This window comes from Promicromonospora sp. NPDC060271 (genome assembly GCF_042726755.1).
In the GTDB taxonomy this organism is placed as follows: Bacteria; Actinomycetota; Actinomycetes; order Actinomycetales; family Cellulomonadaceae; genus Promicromonospora.
The window spans coordinates 14,551-34,020 of record NZ_JBHXBG010000042.1 but is presented as its reverse complement, the minus strand read 5'-3'; the positions used below and the strand labels follow the sequence as shown (position 1 = coordinate 34,020).

14 protein-coding genes are annotated in these 19,470 nt (G+C 74.1%); 10 read left to right on the top strand and 4 right to left on the bottom strand.

The features are described 5' to 3' along the window. The first annotated feature begins 397 nt into the window (after positions 1–397). The 3 genes from ACFWE2_RS09090 to ACFWE2_RS09080 all read left to right on the top strand — a co-directional run bounded on the left by ACFWE2_RS09090 (position 398) and on the right by ACFWE2_RS09080 (position 5,847). A complete protein-coding gene (locus tag ACFWE2_RS09090) occupies positions 398–739 on the top strand; it encodes a WhiB family transcriptional regulator (RefSeq protein ID WP_116677974.1) in 342 nt (113 codons plus the stop codon). A gap of 93 nt (positions 740–832) precedes the next feature. After that, positions 833–4,249, top strand: coding sequence for a glycosyltransferase (locus ACFWE2_RS09085; protein ID WP_377223893.1), 3,417 nt, complete (start codon positions 833–835; stop codon positions 4,247–4,249). After that, a complete protein-coding gene (locus tag ACFWE2_RS09080; protein WP_377223892.1) occupies positions 4,246–5,847 on the top strand; it encodes a DUF5719 family protein in 1,602 nt (533 codons plus the stop codon). Before ACFWE2_RS09085 ends, ACFWE2_RS09080 begins: the two co-directional genes overlap by 4 nt. 58 nt (positions 5,848–5,905) lie before the next feature. Here ACFWE2_RS09080 and ACFWE2_RS09075 read toward each other — a convergent pair whose 3' ends face one another. Beyond that, positions 5,906–6,502: a metallopeptidase family protein gene (locus ACFWE2_RS09075; RefSeq protein WP_377223891.1), complete on the bottom strand. Its 597-nt coding sequence runs from the start codon at positions 6,500–6,502 to the stop codon at positions 5,906–5,908. A gap of 137 nt (positions 6,503–6,639) precedes the next feature. Beyond that, positions 6,640–8,058: a hypothetical protein gene (locus tag ACFWE2_RS09070; protein WP_377223890.1), complete on the bottom strand. Its 1,419-nt coding sequence runs from the start codon at positions 8,056–8,058 to the stop codon at positions 6,640–6,642. Between the two features lie 141 nt (positions 8,059–8,199). On the opposite strand from ACFWE2_RS09070, the gene ACFWE2_RS09065 reads away from it, so the two are divergent. The 5 genes from ACFWE2_RS09065 (at position 8,200) to ACFWE2_RS09045 (ending at position 15,116) form a co-directional block, all read left to right on the top strand. After that, on the top strand, positions 8,200–9,840 hold the full coding sequence (locus ACFWE2_RS09065; RefSeq protein ID WP_377223889.1) for a DUF2142 domain-containing protein: 1,641 nt from the start codon (positions 8,200–8,202) through the stop codon (positions 9,838–9,840). A gap of 1,530 nt (positions 9,841–11,370) precedes the next feature. Next, complete coding sequence (locus tag ACFWE2_RS09060) at positions 11,371–12,414, top strand: glycosyltransferase family 2 protein (RefSeq protein WP_377223888.1); 1,044 nt, start codon at positions 11,371–11,373, stop codon at positions 12,412–12,414. After that, on the top strand, positions 12,411–13,514 hold the full coding sequence (locus ACFWE2_RS09055; protein ID WP_377223887.1) for a glycosyltransferase: 1,104 nt from the start codon (positions 12,411–12,413) through the stop codon (positions 13,512–13,514). Before ACFWE2_RS09060 ends, ACFWE2_RS09055 begins: the two co-directional genes overlap by 4 nt. Then, positions 13,511–14,596 carry a lysylphosphatidylglycerol synthase domain-containing protein gene (locus ACFWE2_RS09050; RefSeq protein WP_377223886.1) on the top strand — a complete coding sequence of 362 codons (1,086 nt, stop codon included), beginning with the start codon at positions 13,511–13,513 and terminating at the stop codon, positions 14,594–14,596. Before ACFWE2_RS09055 ends, ACFWE2_RS09050 begins: the two co-directional genes overlap by 4 nt. A 154-nt stretch (positions 14,597–14,750) precedes the next feature. Next, positions 14,751–15,116, top strand: coding sequence for a DUF3499 domain-containing protein (locus ACFWE2_RS09045; RefSeq protein ID WP_377223885.1), 366 nt, complete (start codon positions 14,751–14,753; stop codon positions 15,114–15,116). A 78-nt stretch (positions 15,117–15,194) separates the two neighbouring features. Here ACFWE2_RS09045 and manA read toward each other — a convergent pair whose 3' ends face one another. Both manA and ACFWE2_RS09035 read right to left on the bottom strand, forming a co-directional pair. After that, complete coding sequence (gene manA, locus ACFWE2_RS09040; RefSeq protein ID WP_377223884.1) at positions 15,195–16,433, bottom strand: mannose-6-phosphate isomerase, class I; 1,239 nt, start codon at positions 16,431–16,433, stop codon at positions 15,195–15,197. Positions 16,434–16,467: 34 nt separating this feature from the next. Beyond that, the gene (locus ACFWE2_RS09035) at positions 16,468–17,658 is read right to left on the bottom strand and encodes an ATP-grasp fold amidoligase family protein (protein ID WP_377223883.1); all 1,191 of its coding nucleotides are present in this window, start codon (positions 17,656–17,658) and stop codon (positions 16,468–16,470) included. Between the two features lie 125 nt (positions 17,659–17,783). Here ACFWE2_RS09035 and ACFWE2_RS09030 point away from each other — a divergent pair, with 125 nt between their 5' ends. After that, complete coding sequence (locus tag ACFWE2_RS09030) at positions 17,784–19,262, top strand: phosphomannomutase/phosphoglucomutase (RefSeq protein ID WP_377223882.1); 1,479 nt, start codon at positions 17,784–17,786, stop codon at positions 19,260–19,262. Next, positions 19,259–19,459, top strand: coding sequence for a Trm112 family protein (locus tag ACFWE2_RS09025; RefSeq protein ID WP_377223881.1), 201 nt, complete (start codon positions 19,259–19,261; stop codon positions 19,457–19,459). The genes ACFWE2_RS09030 and ACFWE2_RS09025 overlap by 4 nt, the downstream gene beginning before the upstream one ends. The last annotated feature ends 11 nt before the right edge of the window (positions 19,460–19,470 follow it).

Sequence of the window (19,470 nt, the reverse complement as noted above, 5' to 3'; positions counted from 1 at the left end):
GGATCGAGGCTGCGATTCGGCGTGTCGTTGCGGTTCGACCAAGAGGCCCGGGCGGAACTTGCGGTCCGGCGGGACCTTCGGCGTGGCGACTCGCCGGGTGTCCCGACATATGAAAGCGGGGCTCTGAGTGAGACGTACGCCACGACCTGCGGAAGGACTGGTGAATTACCCGTGGAATCCAGGGGCGATAGCACATTTCCGCTTGACGACTCCAGGCGACACGCGTGTAATTCCATGTATGCAGTTTTCGTAGCGCATATGCAACAGGGCCTCGAAGCTGCAGGTCTGGCCAGGCACGATGGATCGACAAGACAGATCGGCACACAAGATCGGCAGACGGAACGGCATGGTCGGCCGGCAAGGCCCGGAGCACGGACACGGCACGGAGGGGCACGTCATGTGGAACATTCTGGAATCGGACGTGGAGTTCCCGACTGACGCCGAGAACGCGGCGGCGCCGGTCGCACGGGTCTTGCCGCTTTTCGGTGAGCTGTACGAGCTGACCGAGCCGGACGACTCCTTGCTCGGCTGGCAGGAGCGCGCCCTGTGCGCGCAGACCGACCCGGAGGCCTTCTTCCCGGAGAAGGGTGGGTCCACCCGCGAGGCCAAGAAGGTCTGTTCCGGCTGCGAGGTCAGGGCCGAGTGCCTGGACTACGCGCTGGAGAACGACGAACGGTTCGGTATCTGGGGCGGTCTCTCGGAGCGTGAGCGGCGCAAGCTGAAGCGCCGCGCCGTCTGAACCCAGCCAGGAAAGACTGCGCTGGAGGATGCGTGCCTCGACCGGCGCGTCTGCGGCGTGTCGGCGCAGACGCGCCGCATCATGTGAAGCGAGATGAGCGCTCCACGTACCGACAGCCTGTCGGCCCCCAGCCCGGACCGTGGTCCCCACGAGGACACGGTCGGTCCCGTCTGGGCCAAGGTCCCGGCCCAGACGGCCACCGCTGCGCCGGTGGCCGTCACGGTCACGGCCGTCGTCGTGACGCGCGGCAGCAGTCCCTACCTCGCCGCGACGCTCGCGGCGTTGCGGACGCAGTCCCGCACCCCTGACTCCGTCGTGGTCGTCGACGTCGACACCGCACCCGCGACGTCCGGCCACCAGGACCTGCAGCTCGGCGGCGCACGCTTCGTGGCCGGTGCGGGCGCGCGCACCTTCGGCGACGCGGTGGAGGCGGCCCTCGCCGCCGTCGGCACCCCGGAGCAGGGCTGGCTCTGGTTCCTGCACGACGACTCCGCCCCCGCCCCGGGCGCCCTCGCGGCCCTCACCCGCTCGGTGGAGCACTCGAACGCGGTGGCCGTCGCGGGCTGCAAGCAGCGGCGCTGGGAGTCAGGCCCGGACGGCACCCCCCTCGATCCCGACCTGTCCGACCGGGGAGTGCTCGTCGAGGTGGGCCACACCGTCTCGCCGCTCGGCCGGCGGATGACCGGCATCGACGACACGGAGATCGACCAGGGTCAGCACGACGCGCGCGAGGACGTGCTCGCCGTCGGCCTCGCCGGGGCGCTGGTGCGGGCGTCGGTCTGGCGCGAGGTCGGCGGCACCGACCCGGCCTACGGCCAGCTCGGCGACTCCACGGACTTCTGCCTGCGGGTGCGGCTCGCCGGCCACCGGGTGGTCGTCGTGCCCGACGCGGTGGTGCGGCACGCGCAGGTCGCGCTGCACGCTCCGGGCTCCTCGGGGGCCCGGCGCCGCAGCCAGCTCTACCTGCGGCTGACGTCGGTGGCGCCCTGGATCCTGCCGTTCGCGATGTTCGCGATGGTGCTGTGGGCGCCGTTCGCCGCCGGCTACCGGCTCGCGATGAAGCAGCCCGACCAGGCGCGCGACGAGCTGCTCGCACCACTGTGGGCGGTGTTCCGGCTGGGACCGCTGCTCCGCGCCCGACGCCGGATCGCGCGCACCTCGACAGTGCCCCGCAGCGTGCTGCGGCCGCTGCTGGGCACCTGGCGCGAGGTGGCCGCCGAGCGGCGCGACCGGCGGCTCGCCCGTGGCGAGGCACACCGGGTGGACGTCACACCGTCCGAGCTGGAGCAGGCGGAGCTGCACGCGCTCGCGGTCCGGCGCCGGGCCGCGCTGGGCGCCGTGGTGCTCTCCGCCGTCGGCCTGGCGGCCGCGTTGTTCGGGCCCGCCCTCGGCGCCCTCGCGGCCGGCGGACGCCTGGTCGGCGGCGCGCTGCTCCCCGCCGGCGGAACGACGGCGACCACCTGGTCGGCGGCGACGTCCGGCTGGGTGCGCGACGGGCTCGGCACCGCCGCTCCTGCGGACCCCCTGCTGTTCGTGCTGACCGGCCTCTCCGCGCTGGCCGGGGGATCGCTGCAGCACGCGGTGGACGCCGTCCTCCTGCTCGCGCTGCCCGTCGCCGCCGTCGGAGCGTGGGCCGCTGCCGGCACGGTGACCCGGTCGGTATGGCTGCGCGCCCTCGCGGCATTCGCCTGGACCGTCGCCCCGGCCTTCCTCGGAGCACTGGACGGCGGCCTGCTCGGCGCCGTGCTGGCGCATGCGCTGCTGCCCTGGACCGCCGTCGCGCTGGTCCGTGCGGTGGGCGGCCAGGCGGTCGACAGGCTCGCGCCGCCCGACGGCGCGGCCGAGGAGCCGGAGGGCGTCACCGCACGCGCCTCCCGGACGAGCTCCGGCTCGCTGGGCGCGGCGGGCGCGAGCGGCCTGCTGCTCGCCTGCGTGGTGGCCGGGGCGCCCGCGCTGCTCCCGGCGGCCGTCGTGGTGCTGCTCGGGGCGCTGCTCGTCGCCCCGCGCCGCCGCGTCTACCTGGCGCTCGCGGTCGTACCGGCGCTCGTGGTCGGCGCCCCGCTCTGGTGGACGGCGCTGCGCCACGGCAACAGCAGGCTCCTGACGGCCGAGCCGCTGGCCGGGTCCGGCGTCCCGGCACCGGGCACGACGTCGGGCACCGCCTCCGGCCTCGAGCTGCTGCTCGGCCTGCCCGCGGTCCCGGCCCCCTGGTTCGACGTGCCCGGCGACGGCCTCGTGCCGTCCGCCGTCCGCGCGGTCGGCGCAGCGGGACCGTGGGCGCTCGGCGGGCTCGTCCTCGCGCTCGCGGCGGCCGGTCTCGGTGCGGCGCTGCTCGGCCTCGGTCGCAAGCGGGTCGCGGAGTCGGCGCAGCACGTCGCCGCGACGTCCCTCGTCGGCTGGCTGGTCGCGGCGGCGGGCCTGGCCGTAGCGGTCCTGGCCCAGGGCGACGGCCGGTGGTCCGGCCCCGGGCTGTCGCTGGTCCTGCTCGGCCTGAGCGCCGCAGCCCTCGCGGGTGTCCGCGCGCTCGCCGACGGCGGGGCGTCGCTCCGGGGCTTCCTCGGTTCGGCGCGCAAGGTCGCGGCGGTCGCTCTGGTGGTGGTCGCGCTCCTGCTTCCCGCCGCGCAGGCGGCCGCGTGGCTGACCGGCTCCGGCAGCATCGCGGGCTCCGGGCGGAGCGGCATGCTGCACGTGACCACCGACCCGGTAGTGCCCGCCGTCGGGCAGCAGATGCAGGCGCCACCTCGGCAGGCACGCGTGCTGGAGGTGGGGTTCGCCGGTGACGCCGAGGCCGGCGGCGTACAGGGGACCGTGCAGTACGCCCTGCTGCGCGCCGACGGCTCGCAGCTCGCCGACGTCTCGGCGACGGCGCGGGCGACGGCGGACGATCGCGCCGGGGCCGGCGACGAACCGGTGGGCACGCTGGACACCGCGGTCGCGGCGCTGGTGTCCGGCGCCACCGAAGGAGTGCCGGAACAGCTCGCCGACCTCGGGATCGGTGCGGTCCAGGTCCGTTCGGACGGCGGCCTGGGCGCGACGCCCGGGACGGATCCGGCGCGCGCCGTCGGCGACCTGGTGGCGACGCTCGACATGGTGCCCGGCATGAGCCGCGTCACCGAGGGGCAGGCGATCTCCGTGTGGCGGGTCGCCCCGGTGGGCGAGCCCGCGCCGGGCTGGGCCCGTATCGAGGAGGCGGGTGCGACGGAGCGGGTGCTGCCGTCCGGGGGCACGGCCGTCCGCGCCGACGTGACCGCCGGCGGTGCGGACCGCGCCGTCGTGCTCGCGGAGGCCGCAGGGCCGGGCTGGCACGCGACCCTCGACGGGCGCCGGCTGGAGCCGGTGGCACTCGACGAGTCGGCGGGCCTGCAGGCGTTCGCGCTCGGGCCCGACGCCGGGCACCTCGTGGTGCGCTACGAGGCGCCCCACCGCACGGTATGGCTGGTGCTCACGACGTTCACGCTGGTGGTCTTCGCCCTGCTGGCCCTGCCGGTGGGACGCAGGAGGGTTCGATGAAGCGCAAGAAGCTGGTGGTCCCGCCGGTCGCCCGGCGGGCGGCCGCCGCGGTGGGTGGCCTGCTGTGCGCGATGGCGGTCGCCGCGCTCGCCACCACGGGCGGCGGCCAGCGGGTCACGCCACCGGCGGACGCCGCACGTGCCGTCCCCGTTGCCGCCGCCGAGACCGGGCTGGTCTGCCCGATGCCTGCCGAGCTGCAGCAGCCGGACGTCGGCGACGACGAGTTCAGCGCGGTCCGGGGAGAGACCACCACGTCGCTCACCGCCGCGGTGCTCGACGGCGCGGAGGGTGCCGAGCCCTCCGTCACGACCCTGGACGGGTCCGCGGCACCCGATCTCCCCGGTCCGCTCGTGACCGGTGGCGTCGCGGCGGTGCGCGAGGGTGCGGTCACCGGTGCGCGTACGGTGCGTGTGACGCCGAGCGGTGCCACGTACGCGACGGGGACCGTCGCGTCGGTGACCACCGACGGCGACCTGCGCGGCATGGTCGCCGGCCCGTGCGCGGTGCCGTCCGTCGAGCACTGGCTGGTCGGCGGCAGTACCTCGGTGGGGTCGAGCGGCCGCCTGGTGCTGCAGAACCCCGGCCGGACGCCGGCCACCGTGTCGCTGGAGGCCTGGGGCGCGGCCGGTCCGGTGGTGCTGGGGAGCAAGTCGCTGGTCGTCGTGCCGCCGGGCGAGCAGGTCGTCACCATGCTCGAGGCCATCGCGCCCGACCAGAGCCGGCTCGCGCTGCACGTCACCGCCGAGGGCGGCCGTGTGGGCGCCTACGTGCAGCACCACCGCATCGAGGGCCTGGTGCCCGCGGGTGCCGACCTCGTCGTGGGCGGCGCCGCACCGTCCCGCACCACCGCTGTCGCGGGCGTGGTCAGCACCGGTGAGTCGGTGGACGACCCGCACGCGCCGCGCCTCGACCTGCTGGCTCCCGGCACAACGGCCGGCACGGCGAACCTCGCGGTGCTCGGGCCCGACGGACCGGTCCGGCTGCGGGGCGGCGAGGAGCTGCCGCTCGAACCGGGCAGGGTCACCACCCTGCCGCTGGGCGGGCTGCCGGCGGGCGCCTACACGGTCGTCGTGGACGCCGACGTGCCGGTCGTCGCCGGCGGCGCCCTGGACAGGAAGGGCTCCGCCGCCGATGACGCGGTGGTCGACGAGGACCCGTACGACCGGGCCTGGCTGGCCGGGCAGGCGGTGCGAGCGACGGGCACGGTGGCCGACGGCGCGGTCGCGGTCCCCGACCACTCCGAGTACGTGGTGACGCTGAGCGGTGTGCCCGACGAGCGTGACCCGGACCGGATCGACGACGTGGACGACAGCACCGCCGTCGCGCTGCGCGGCGTCGGGCCGGACGGCGAGGAGGCCTGGACCCGCACGGTGGAGGTGCCGACCGGCGAGACCGTCGAGCTGGGCTGGGAGGAGCTGGCGGAGCTGGGCGACACCGTCGCGGTGGTCGCGGAGCAGCCCGCCGGGCAGCCGGGCGTCGTGTGGTCGGTGGGCATCGCCGAGGACGGCGACACGACCCTGTTCTCGGTGCTCTCGCCCACGCCGCCGCTCGCAGCGGGCGGGGACGTGCACGTGCGCCGGGTCGACGCGGCCGGCTGAGCCGGAGCAGAACCGCAGGCTCAGCCGATACAGGTAGAGCCCTAGCGGCCAGCGAGGGTCAGGACCGGTCGCCGAAGTTCGGGTCGATCTCCTCGGGGGTGCGGGCGAGCATGTGCGCCACCTGCTCCACCACGACGTCCCGCACCAGGTCGGCGAGGTCCTCCCGGTCGAGGGCACGTACCTCGACGGGCCGGCGGTAGACCACGACGCGCCCGGGCCGGCCGGCCTCCGCCGGGAAGAACCGGCCGAGCAGCACACCGCCGTCCTCCCACGGTGCCGGGTCCGACGGCGGTACGTCCTCGACGGCGAACTCGGTGCCGCGAAGCTGTGCGGCCCAGGTCCGGTCGAGGTCCTCGACGACGTCGAGCACGAAGTCGTCGAACCGCTGCGCGCGCGTACGGTGCGCGGGAGTCCCGGGCGGGAACATCGGGCCCCGCAGACCGCGGCCGCGCCGGTCGCGGCGGCGGGGACGTACCGCGTCGTCGGACGTGTCGCCGGAGGGGGTCGCCGCGAGCCTGAGCAGGTCCGCCTGGGAGGCCTTGGGGATACCGGACGGGCTGCCGGCCGAGCTGCTGGGGCTGGCGGACGAGCTGCCGGCGGAGCCGGTACCGCGGTCCGACCGCCGGTTCCGGCCGCGTGGAGAGAACGGGGGCACCTACCGACGATACGTCCGATCGGGACCCTGTCTCGTCACCGCCACGGTGCCTGCGGACCTGACTCGGCGTACCAGGTTCGCCGAGTCAGTCCGGTAGTCCGACCAGCGTGCTGACTGGCGGTACCAGGTACGCCGAGTCAGTCAGCCTGGATCGGCTCCCGCGAACCCTCCGAGACCCGCCGTAGGCGGGCCACCGCGACGGCGACCGTGACGCACGCGAGGCCCCAGGCCACCCACGCGCCGGGCGCGGAGAGCGAGCCGTCGGGCCACGGCCCGGCGTAGCGCGGCACGGAGACGGCGATCCAGATGGCCTGGTCGATCAGGGGCACCGCGCACCAGAGCCCGACCGCCCAGGGCAGCCGGTGGCGCGTGGAGAGCAGGCCCTGGGCCACGAGCATCGCCAGGATCCCGATCACCGGCAGGAGATAGCGCGGATGCGGCGAGCCGCCGCCCGCCGTGTAGACGAGCTGCATCGCCAGGGTCGCCGCGACCGCCGTCGCGCCGGTCGCGACGAGCAGCACGTCGGCCCGCTCGGCCGCGGGCAGCCGGACGTCGCCCGCGGTGCGGACGCCCGCGACGGCGGCCAGCGCGGCGGGCGCGACCAGCAGGAGCAGCACCACCGCGGCGTCGGGCAGCCTGTCGTGCCCGAACACCGCGAGGAGCTGGGTCCAGAACCCTGCGTCGACGAGCACCTCGGGGACGGGACGGACCACCCGGTCCAGGTGCTCGGCCGCCCAGTCCGGATGCCCACCGGTGACGGACCCGGTCAGGGCGACGTTGCGCAGGTAGAACCAGCCGGACGACGCCGCGACGGCGGCCGGGACGCCGAGCGCGACGACCGCGGCGCGCACGGCCTCGCCCCGGACGGTCGCACCGCGTACGGCCTCGCCGCGAATGCCGAGCGGGCCAGCGGTCCGCAGGAGCACCCCGGCCAGCACGGCGGCGACCAGGACGCCCACCATGACCATCGTGTGCAGGCGCGTGCCGAGGCACAGCGCGGAGACCACGACCAGCCCCGCCGCGCGCGTCCAGGTCAGACCGGACCGCACGGCACCCGCCGCGAGCCCCAGCAGCCAGGTCGTGAGGAGGGCGGCGAAGACGTCGTTGTAGCCGGAACCGCCGACCCGGGCCACCCACGCCGTCGTGGCGACGACCAGCGCGGTGACGGGGGCGAGGAGCTGCGCGGCGGGGAAGGCCCGCCGGGCGGCCCAGGCCGCCACCAGCACGAGCAGACCCGCGCCCAGCACGTTCAGTCCCCGTGCGGCACAGACCGCCGCGACGACGTGCCCGCCCTCCACGAGGGGACCGACCACGGGCGCCAGCATCAGGTAGTACAGCGGCGGGTGCTGGGCGGCCCACTGCACGGGCGGCACGGAGCCGGCCTCGGGCGCGAGCACGAGGCCGTCCTCGAAGACCGGCAGGTGCCCGGTCCACACCTGGTAGGCGTAGTCGAGGTGGGCCGTCTCGTCGCCGGTGTGCAGCGGAGGGCTCAGCAGCGCCTGGACGAGCGAGGCGAGGACCGCGGCCAGCACGGCGAGGGGTACGAGGGGGCGCACGGGGGTCACAGTAGGGCCACCGGCCGACGCGCAGACGACGCGCGGGTGTCCCGCCGTCGTCCGCACGACGGCGAGGGGGCCCTGGAGGGCACGTGGGTGGGCGACGATGCTGCCCACCCGCGTGCCCTCTATCCTGTGACCGTGCGCGACGATCGTGCCGAGGCGGCGTACCGCCGAGGCCTCGCCCTCATCACCGCCCTGGTCATGCTGACGGGTGTGCTGTGGACGGTGCTGGCCCCGCCGTTCCGGGCGCCGGACGAGCCGCAGCACGTCAACAGCGTGCTCCGCCTCGCCTACGGCGGCGGGTGGCCGGCCGCCGGCGAGGCCCTGGTGGGTCCCGCCGTCGACGACGCCCGGGCCCAGGCGGGGCTGGAGACCGACCTGCCCGGCAGGCACTTCGACCGGGAGGACGTCCCTCAGTTCGTCGCGGTCCAGCCCGTCCCGGACGGCGACCGGTTCGTGGTCGACGCCGGCAACGCCCTGGCCGACCCGGTGCCCGTCGGCACCAGCACGCGACACCTGCCCGAGGACGCCGTCGACCAGATGACGCAGCATCCGCCGCTGTACTACGCGGTCGCCGCGCTGGTGCTGCGCGTCGCCGGGCTGGCAGAGGCACGCTGGGACCACCAGCTCCTCGCCCTGCGCCTGTTCGACGTCGCGCTGCTGGGGCCGGTTCCGCTGCTGGCCGCTGCCGCGGCGCGACGGCTCTCGGGTTCGCGCCCGGTGGCGCTCGTGGCGGCGTCGTTCACGCTCTTCGTGCCGCAGGCCGGGCACATCATGGGCAGCGTGACCAACGACGCGCTCGTGACGCTGAGCGGGGCGGTGATCACCTACCTGTGCGTCGTCGTCCTCGGTGGCGACCTGCGGGCCCGGACCGGCGTCGGGCTGGGTGTCGCGCTCGGCGTGGGGTTGCTGACCAAGGTGATGGTGGTGTTCGCGCTGCCCATGGTGGCCGCGGCCTACCTGGTGGCGCCCGGCTCCCGCGCCCGCCGGCTGCGCGGCACGCTCCTGGCGGGCGCCGTCGCGCTGGCCGTCGGCGGCTGGTGGTGGCTGCGCAACCTCCTGGTCCTCGGCACGGTGCAGCCGGTCGGCATCCCCGACCGGTTCGCGCCCGGTGAGCCGGCCGGCCTCTGGTACTTCCTTCGGACGGGCGTGACGCAGCTGACCAGGTCGTTCTTCGGCAACTTCGGCTGGCTCGAGCTCCGGATACCGGACGCGGTCTTCTGGACGGCGGCGGTCACCATCGGGGCGCTGGCCGTGGTCGCGCTGGTGCGCCTGACGGCCACCCGGCGCGCGGTGGCCGTGCTCCTGCTGCTGCCTGCCGCCCTGTGGCTCGCGGTCCTGGCCAACGCCTGGCCCGGCTACCAGGAGACCGGCCTGGTCATCGCGGTGCAGGGGAGGTACCTGTTCGCCGGGCTCGCCGCGCTGTCGGTAACGACGGCGCTCGGCGCGGCCGCGCTGCTCGGTCCCCGGACCGGCCGGGCGGTGCCCTGGATCGTCGGCGCGGCCGGCGCGGCCGCTGCGAGCGGCCTCGCCTTCGGGTTCTGGGGCTTCTACCAGGGTCCGACGTCGACGGTGGCCGACGCCGCAGCCCGCTGGGCCGGCTGGAGCCCGCTGACCGGGCCTCAGCTCGCGGCGCCGGCCGTGCTGCTCGTGCTGGTGACCGTGGCCGCGGTGGTGGCCTGCTGCCTGTTCGCCCGCAGCACCACCCTCGCGGAGACGACGGCGGTTCCGCACGCGAGCGCGGCGACGAGCGCGGCCGGCACCGGCAGCTCCGCGTAGTAGCCCGCAGGCGGCGGCGAGGACAGCTCCACCGCCAGCCAGACCACGAGGTCGGTCAAGGAGATGGCGGTCCAGACCGGGAGGTACCGGCGCAGGTGCGTCGACAGGCCTGCCGCCACGGCGAGGCACAGCGGTAGCGAGACCACGAGCAGGTAGCGCGGGTAGACGCCGCCGCTGTTCGCCGCGTACAGCACCTGCATGGTGACGGCCACGACGACGGCGCCCGCCGGCAGCGCGAGGAGCAGCAGGCCGTCGGTGCGATCGGTGCCCGGGTCGTCGGCGTTGCCCGCCGTCGACCCGTGCGCGAGCCGGCGGGCGCGCCGCAGCGCGGCCCTGCCCGCGACGACCAGGGGCACCCAGACGAGCAGGAGCGCCGTGAGCACGAGCGTCGTGATGATGTACGGGTTGCTCGGGGGCAGCCGGCCGGCCCACCAGAAGACGTCGGGCAGCCGGGCCCAGGTCACGGGGTCCACGAGGACCAGCCAGACGGGCCGCTCCGTACGGTTCTGGTTCGCCAGCGCCCAGTCGAAGTGCGAGCCGGTGATGCTCCCGGTCAGGGCCAGGTTGCGGAGGTAGAACCAGCCGCTCGCCGCGAGCACGGTCAGCGGCCCGGCGACGGACAGCGCGACCACCGGCCCCCAGCGACCCCTGCCCTGCCGGGCGCGGACCGCCCCGGCGACCACCGCGGCGGCTCCTACGGCGATGGCGATGGCGCCCGCCGACAGCCGGGTGAGCGACGCGGCCGCGGCCACGACGGAGATCAGCGCGACCAGGCGCGCGTCGAGCCCCCGCCGGATCGCGGTGCCCACCAGCCCGAGCAGGACCGTCACCCACAGGGTGGCCAGCAGGTCGTTGTACGCGGTGCCGCCGACGTGGGCGACCGCCGCCATGACGCTCGTCAGGAACGCGACGAGGACCGGCAGCTCGCTGCCGGGCCGGGTCAGCCGGCGTGCGCTCCACCAGGCGGCGACCACGAGGACGCCGGACAGGAGCACGTTGACGCCCCGCGCCGCGTAGACGGCGGCGACGGGGTGTCCGGCGTCGGCCAGCGGGCCGACGAGCGGGGCGATCAGCAGGTAGTACAGCGGCGGGTGCTGCGCCGTCCACTGGACCGGGGCGAGCCAGGCGCCGTCGGGCCGCAGCCGCAGGCCGTCCTCGAAGACCGGGAGAGCGCCGTGCCAGAGCTGGTAGGCGTAGTCGACGTGCGGTGGCTCGTCGCCGGTGGCGTACGGGGCGTCCGCCAGGGCGACGGTCAGTGCCAGCAGGACTGCGGTGAGGGCGCTGGTGAGGACGGCCAGGCGCTCGCCGCCGGGGGATCGCGCCGGGGAGCGGGTCACGCGTGCAGGGTATCCGCGCCTCCTTTACCCATCCTGTCGCTCCGGTCACGGCCGGGTAACAGAAACTGAATGGCACGCAGTGTTCACGCCCCGGTCATGTGGCGTGCCTACCGTTGGTGAAGCCACGCATCTGCTTGTCGAGAGAGGCAAGCCGAGAGGCTTACCCAGAGCCTGCTACCGAAAGCACAGGGCCATGAAGCTGTTCGTGCAGATCCCCTGCTTGAACGAGGAAGAAACCCTTCCTCTGGTGCTTGCCACGATTCCGCGGGACATCCCGGGAGTCGACGAGATCGAGATCCTGGTCGTCGACGACGGCTCCACTGACGACACGGTCGAGGTGGCGCGTCGCCTCGGCGTGCGGCACTTCGTGCACCACGCCCGGACCATGGGGCTGGCCCGGTCGTTCCGTGACGGCGTCGACTACGCGCTGCGGCACGGTGCCGACATCGTGGTGAACACCGACGGCGACAACCAGTACCCGCAGGAACGGATCGGCGACCTGGTGATGCCGGTGGTGCTCGGCGACGCCGACATCGTGATCGCCGACCGGCAGACCGGCACCATCGACCATTTCTCGCCGCTGAAGAAGGCGCTGCAGAAGGTGGGCAGCGAGGTGGTCAACTTCGCCGCGGGAACCGACCTGCCCGACGCCGCGAGCGGTTTCCGCGCCTACTCGCGCGGGGCGTTGCTGCGGCTCAACGTCGTCACGCAGTTCAGCTACTGCATGGAGACGATCATCCAGGCCGGGAACAAGCGGTTGCGGATCCAGAGCCTGCCGGTCACCACCAACGCGAAGACTCGCGAGTCGCGGCTCTTCACGAGCATGTGGCAGCACATCGCCAAGTCGGGGCAGGCGATCAGCCGGTCCTACGTGATGTACAAGCCGCACGCGGTGTTCCTCACGCTCGGACTCGTCTTCGCGGTCGGCGCGGCGGTGCCGTTCGGCCGGTACGCGGTGCTCCTCGCGACCGGCACCCCCGGGCAGCACCTCCAGTCGATAGTGCTCGGGGCGACCTCCATGGTGGGGGTGCTGCTCAGCTTCGCCCTGCTCGTGCTCGCCGACCTGCAGCGCACCAACCGGGTGCTGCTCGAGGACACGCTGGAGCGCCTCAAGGAGGTGCAGTACGGCACGACGACGGCTCCGGCCGGATCGGCGGCCCAGCCGAGTGCCCGGTCGACCGCCCGGTCGACCGTCCGGCCGACGGGGCCCGTCGACCTCTCGGCCGCCGTCCAGTGATCGCTTTCGGCACGTACGACGCCGCGCGCCACCCCCGTATCGCCGTCCTGATCGCGGGGCTGCGCGCCCATGGCAGCAAGGTCACCGAGCTGAACCGGCCCCTCGGCTTCTCCACCGCCGAACGGGTGCGCATGCTCCAGCAGCCGTGGCGGCTGCCCGCCCTGGCCATCCGGCTCCTGCTGTGCTGGGCGGGTCTGGTGCGCGACACCGTGCGGCACCGTCGGGCGGAGGGCCGGCCCGCTGCCGTGCTCGTCGGCTACCTCGGCCACTTCGACGTCGTCCTCGCGCGGCTGCTCCACCCGCGCTCGGTGATCGTGCTCGACCACCTGGTCTTCGCCGGGGACACCGCTGCCGACCGTGGGGCCGCCGGCCTGCGGGTGCGGCTGCTGACCGGGCTGGACCGGCTCGCCGTCGCGTGCGCTGACGTCGTCGTCACGGACACCGAGGAGCACCGGCGGATGCTCCCGGATCCGGACAAGGGCGTCGTCGTCCTGGTCGGCGCACCGGACGAGTGGCGAACGGCCTCCCCGCCGGCTCAGCGCCCGGACCACGGGGCCGACGCGCTGTCCGTCGTCTTCTTCGGGCTGTACACGCCGCTGCAGGGCGCGCCGGTCATCGCCGAGGCGGTGCACGACGCCGTCGCGGCGGGGGCCGCGCTGCGCGTGACGATGGTCGGTGCCGGCCAGGACCTACCGCTTGCGCGCGAGCTCCTTGCGGGCACCCCGGGCGTGACCTGGTACGACTGGGTGGAGGCCGACGAGCTGCCCGGCGTCGTCGCCGGGCACCAGGTCTGCCTTGGCATCTTCAGCGACACCCCGAAGGGCGTGCGGGTGGTGCCGAACAAGGTGTACCAGGGGCTCGCGGCGGGCTGCGTCGTGGTCACCTCGGACACCCCGCCGCAGCGCAGGGCGGTGGGGGAGCACGTCGAGCTGGTCCCGGCGGCCGACCCTCGGGCGCTCGCGGCCGAGCTCGTCAGGCTGTGCGACCCCGCGGAGCTGGCCGCTGCCCGGGAGCGTGCGGCGCGCGGCAGGGACCGGATCCGCCCGCAGGTCGTCGCCGAACCGCTGGTCGCAGAGCTGCGGCGCAGGGGGGTGCTGTGACCAGGACGGATGCGGGGACGACGGCGCCCGGTTCGGCCGGGTCCGGCACGACAGAGCCTGGGTCGCCTGGGTCCGGGACGACGACGCCCGGTGCGGCCGGGTCCGGGACGGTGGAGCCCGGGTCGACCGGGTCCGGGACGGCGGCGACCGGCGCCCGCCGCCCGGTCGTCGGCGGCGTGCTGGCCGTCCTGCGGTCACGGTGGGTGCGGTGGGGCTTCCTGGCCGTCGCGCTCGGGCTGGCCGTCTGGTACGTGCTGGGCAACCGGGAGGCGCTGGCGCGTGCCGCGACGGACCTGTCCGGGACCGAGGTCGTCCTCGTCGTCGTCCTCGGGGTCCTTTATGTGTGGTGCACGCTGCTCGCCTGGCGGGTCGTACTCGCGGACCTGGGTTCGCCCCTGTCGTTGCGGAGCGCCGTCGCCGTGTTCGGCGTCAGCCAGCTCGGCAAGTACGTGCCCGGCGGCGTGTGGAACGTCGTGGCCGCCGCCGAGGTCGGGGCGGGGCACGGTGTGCCCCGCAGCAGGTCGGCCGCGTCGATGCTGGTCGCCGTCGCGGTGTCGGTGGCCTCGGGCGCCGCGGTGGGCGCGGTGGCGCTGCCGTTCGTGTCAGCGGGTGCGCTGGGCGCCTGGTCCTGGGTGGTGTGGGCGGCGCCCGCCGTCGTGCTGGTGCTCGCGCCGCCGGTGCTCAACCGCCTGATCGGGACGGCCGTCCGGCTCACGGGGCGCGCCGCGCCGGAGCGGCCGATGACGTGGGGCGGCCTGGCGCGCGCAGCGGCCTGGTCCGTGGCCGGGTGGCTCGTCGCGGGGCTGCAGCTCTGGGTGCTCTGCACGGGGCTCGGACTGCCGCTGACCGTCCGGACCTTCGCCCTGGCGGCCGGCGGCTGGGCGCTCGCGTGGACCGCCGGATTCCTATTCGTGGTCGCGCCGGCCGGCGCGGGCGTGCGTGAGCTGGTGCTGGCCGCGGTGCTCGCGGGTGCGCTGCCCGCACCCGCGGCGGCCCTCGCGGTGCTCGTCAGCCGGGTCGTCCTGACGCTCGTCGACCTCGCCTTCGCGGGCGCGGGGCTCCTGAACAGAAAGCAAGGTTGACCATGCACCTGCTGCCACGCCGGGTGTGATCCTGGCAGCAACTGCATGGTCATTCCGCCGTCACCTGCCCACCCGAGCTCGGCCCAGGTCGTTACGCCCGTGATCGTCCGGCGTGTTCGGCACGTTGTGCCCGGTCAGGGCGTAGTCTCGGCGCGTGAGATCGGTGAGACAGTGTTCGCGCTCGGCCTGTACAAACGCGGCCGTAGCGACGCTCACGTACGTGTATGCGGACTCGACAGCGGTACTGGGTCCGCTTGCGCACCTGGCCGAGCCCCACAGCTACGACCTGTGTGCCGAGCACGCCGAGCGGCTGACGGCACCGCGCGGGTGGGAGGTGCTCCGCCTGATGCCGGAGTTCGAGGACGCCGGGCCCAGCCCCGACGACCTGTCCGCCCTCGCCGACGCCGTGCGCGAGGCAGGCAAGGTGCGCCGCCCGGCGGCCGAGCCGTCGTCGGTCACGGAAACGGCCCGCCGCGGTCACCTGCGCGTCCTCCGCGCGGACGACGACACCTCGGCCTGACCCGCCCCGCTGAGTGCTGGATATTTGTCCTCCCGAAACGGTTCGAGAGGACAAATATCCAGCACTCAACTGGTTGGGTTACGGGACCCAGGCGCAGACCGCGTGGCCCGCGCCCGAGAGCAGCAGGTTGCCCGCGTCGTGCGGGACGAAGACCGACTCGCCCTGGACCAGACGCTGCGGCCCCGTCTTCGAGCGGTCGGCGGAGAGCTTCAGCTCGCCGGCCAGGCACAGCACGATCCGCGGGCCGGTCGCGGGCAGCGTGACCGGCTCGGCCGGGTCGACGTCGGCGGTCGTGAGCGCGAACTCCGTGACCGGCACGCGGTAGGTGTGCACCTGCCCGCGGCTGCCCGCCGTCGTGAGCTGGGGGGTGAACGGCTGCTGCGGGGCGAACACGGTGCAGGCCACGAGGTTCTCCTCGTCGACGAGCTTCGTGGTGAGCCCGGCGCGCAGCACGTTGTCGGAGCTGGCCATGATCTCGATGCCCAGCCCCGACAGGTAGGCGTGCACCACCCCGGCCGGGGTGAAGGCGGCCTCGCCCGGTTCGAGCGAGAACCGGTTGAGCATGAGGGACGCGATGGCGCCCGGATCGCCAGGGTGCTGCTCGGCGAGGTCGACCACCGTGCGGTCGGCGCGCTCGAACGGGGAGCCCGCCGCAAGCCGGTCCCTGACCGAGTCGAGGGTGACCTGGATGTCGGCCGCGCAGGCATCGGAGGCGCGCGCGGAAAGAAGATGGTTGAACGCCTCGCGCATGCCCTCGTGGCTGCGGTCGCGCAGCAGCGCCGTGCGGACGCCGTCGACCATGTGGCCCGCCAGGCCCTCCAGCACGTCGAGGATGGTGCGCGGCGTGCGGAAGCCCGCCAGCCCCTCGAACTGCGAGAGCGCCACGATCATCTCGGGCTTGTGCTGGTCGTCCTTGAAGGACCGCTTGGGCGACGACAGCGGCAGGCCCGCCTTGTTCTCGCGGGCGAAGCCCTCCCGGGCCTGCCGCGGCGACGGGTGCACCTGGAGCGAGAGTGCCTTGCCCGCCGCCAGGATCTTCAGCAGATACGGAAGGCGCGGTCCGAACTGCTCCGCGACCCGGTGGCCGAGCGTCTGCACCGGCGCCTCGCGCACCAGGCGGTCGAGTGCGACGTCCTCGTCCTCGATCACGCTGACCGACGGCGCGCTCGTGTGGGCGCCGAGCCACAGCTCGGCCTGCGGGCCGCCGTCGGGCTCGGCGCCGAGCAGGTGCGGGATCGCTTCGACGGACCCCCAGTCGTACCGCTGGATCGTGTTGGTCAGCGGTAGGGGCTCGTGAAACTGGGCGACGGCTAGCACCGCGCCAGAGTATCCGGTCTCCGGAATCGCGAGGTCAGGCTCCGGCCTCTTCGAGCCTGCCGGCCTGCTCCGTGCCGCCCGGTAGGTCGAAGCCGATCGCCAGGCCGTTCGCGGCGTCGGCGTCGAGGCGCAGCTGGGCCTCCTGCCAGAGGCGCCCGAGGAGCAGGTCGTGGTCGTCCGTGTAGTGCTGAGGTTCTCCAGGGCACGGCGTCAGCTCGCCGAAGACCACACCGTTCCGCGTCTGGTAGAGGTCCACCCGGATGAACGCGAGGCCGGTCGCCCGCGAGATCCGCTCCGCGGCAGCGATGATCTCCTCGAACCGGTCAGGAACCGGGATCGTCGGGTCTGTCGTCCGGCTGATGGAGACGTCGCCGAGGTCGCTCCCGTCCGCCGCGAGGTACCGGTAGCCCACGCCCGAGCGTTCGCCGTGGCGGGCGACGCGGCGCAGCAGCACCTGACCGACGCGCCCGTAGAACGTGTAGACCTTGACGTCGACCGGGATCTCGGAGCTGTCGCTCAGATCCTTGATGAACTCCTCCGCGTAGAACGGCGGCCTGATCCAGTCGTACGACGGCCGCGTGGCGTCCAGCTCCATCTCCGCGCGGAACCGTGCCCGTATCTCGTCGAGCGTGATGACATCACCGGTGCTGATCAGCCTGTACTCGCCGTCGAGCCGGCGCAGCGGGAAGACGCCGCGGGACGAGGCACCGCCGATGGACTTGATCACGAACTCGTCGGGCAGCGAACCGAGCTCGATGCTGTCGAGGTCCGGCCAGACCTCCAGGTCTGCCGGTACCCGGACGCCGAGCGAGTCCGCGAGAGCCTTCGAGAAGAGCTTGTCGGAGACCCTGCTGCGTGGTGACCGGTTGGGGTGCGCGTGCGCGGCGTGGGACAGGCCGCGTTCGATCACCAGCATCCGGCGGAACGACGGCCGGGCCTCGACCGAGCGCAGCTCCTTGCTCACGGCGGCCGCCGTGGCAAGCTGCTCACGAAGCTCTCCGACCTGGCGACGCACCCGCCGGGTGCGTACCCGCCCCTTGCGGGTCTCGGCGTCCAGCTCCTCGACCTGGGACTGCAGCTCCTTCGTCTCGGTCTGCAGCTCCGTCACGCGTTCCCGCAGCTCCGTGACGAGCTGGAGACGAGCAGCGAGGAGCTCGTCACGTCGTCGTACGGGGGGAAACCTGTCGACCAGCTTCCGAGCGAGCCCTCTTACCTGACCGGTCATGACAACGCATCTGCCTTCTGATGGTGACGGTGTGGCGGTAGCACCGGTAAGCGTAGGGGCATCCGTCACCGTGGCGCGTCGTTGGTTGCCGCAGTCAGCGGTCCGGCGCGGCGTAGGCTGGCCGCGTGGCATTCGACCTCTCCCAGATCATCAAGGCGTACGACGTCCGAGGCACGGTCCCGGACCAGCTCTCACCGCAGGTCGCGCGGGCGATCGGCCGGGCGTTCGCGCGCGCCGTCGTGCTGCCCGAGGCCGACGCCGCACCCGGCGTCGTGGTGGGTCACGACATGCGTGACTCCGGCCCCGAGCTCGTCGAGGCGTTCGCCGCGGGGCTGACCGCCGAGGGTGTCTCCGTCACGCGCATCGGCCTGTGCTCCACCGACGGGCTGTACCACGCCTCGGGTGTGCTCGGCCTGCCTGGTGCGATGTTCACCGCCAGCCACAACCCCGCCGCCTACAACGGGATCAAGCTGTGTCGCGCGGGCGCGCGGCCGGTTGGCCAGGCCACCGGTCTCGCCGAAGTCCGCGAGGTCGCCCAGGCGATCCTGGACGACGACGACGCGCGGCCCGCCGAGGCCGGACAGATGCCGTCCGCAGGCACGGGGAACGGGACCGTGACCGACCGCGACACCCTCGCCGACTACGCCGCCTTCCTGCGCGGCCTGGTCGACCTGTCCGGGCTGCGCCCGCTCAAGGTGGTGGTCGACGCGGGCAACGGCATGGGTGGCCACACCGTCCCCGCGGTGCTCGGCGAGGCGGCGGGTCTGCCGGCGCTGCCCCTTGAGATCGTGCCGCTGTACTTCGAGCTGGACGGGACCTTCCCCAACCACGAGGCCAACCCGCTGGAGCCGGCGAACCTGGTGGACCTGCAGACCGCCGTCGTGGCGAACGAGGCCGACCTGGGACTCGCCTTCGACGGGGACGCCGACCGGTGCTTCGTGGTGGACGAGCGCGGCGTGCCCGTCTCGCCGTCCGCCATCACCGCCCTGGTGGGGCTCCGCGAGGTGGAGAAGGAGAAGGCGGCGGGCCGCACACCCACCGTGATCCACAACCTGATCACCTCCCGGGCCGTGCCCGACATCCTGTCGGCGGCAGGGGCCGAGACCCTGCGGACCCGCGTGGGCCACTCGTTCATCAAGGCGGAGATGGCCGAGCGGGACGCGGTGTTCGGCGGGGAGCACTCCGCCCACTACTACTTCCGGGACTTCTTCTTCGCCGACACCGGCATGCTCGCCGCGATGCACGTGCTGGCCGCCCTGGGTGGCCAGCCGCACCCGCTGTCGGCGCTCGCGGAGATGTACGAGCCGTACGTCGCGTCCGGCGAGATCAACTCGACGGTGCCCGACGCCGCCGAGGCGACCCAGCGGGTGCTGGACGCCTACCTGGCCGCGTACCCGGGGGTCGTGGTCGACCGGCTCGACGGAGTTACCGTGTCCCACTGGGACGGCCACCCGCAGTGGTGGTTCAACCTTCGCGCCTCGAACACCGAGCCGCTGCTGCGGCTCAACGTCGAGGCCACCGACGAGGACATCATGGTCAAGGTGCGCGACGACGTCCTGTCGCTGGTGCGTGCCGAGGCCGGCGACGCAGGAGGAGCAGCATGAGCACCGAACCGACCGTCCAGCTCGACCCGTGGGTGCGAGAGATCCTGCGCTGCCCCGTGACGGGTGCGGAGCTGGTGGACGGGACCGGGCCCGGCGGCGAGCCGGAGCTGCACTCGACCGACCCGGACCGGCCGCTGGCCTACCCGGTGCGGGACGGGATCCCGGTGCTGCTGGAGTCGGACGCCCGGGCGTTGTGAGGTGGAGGGCT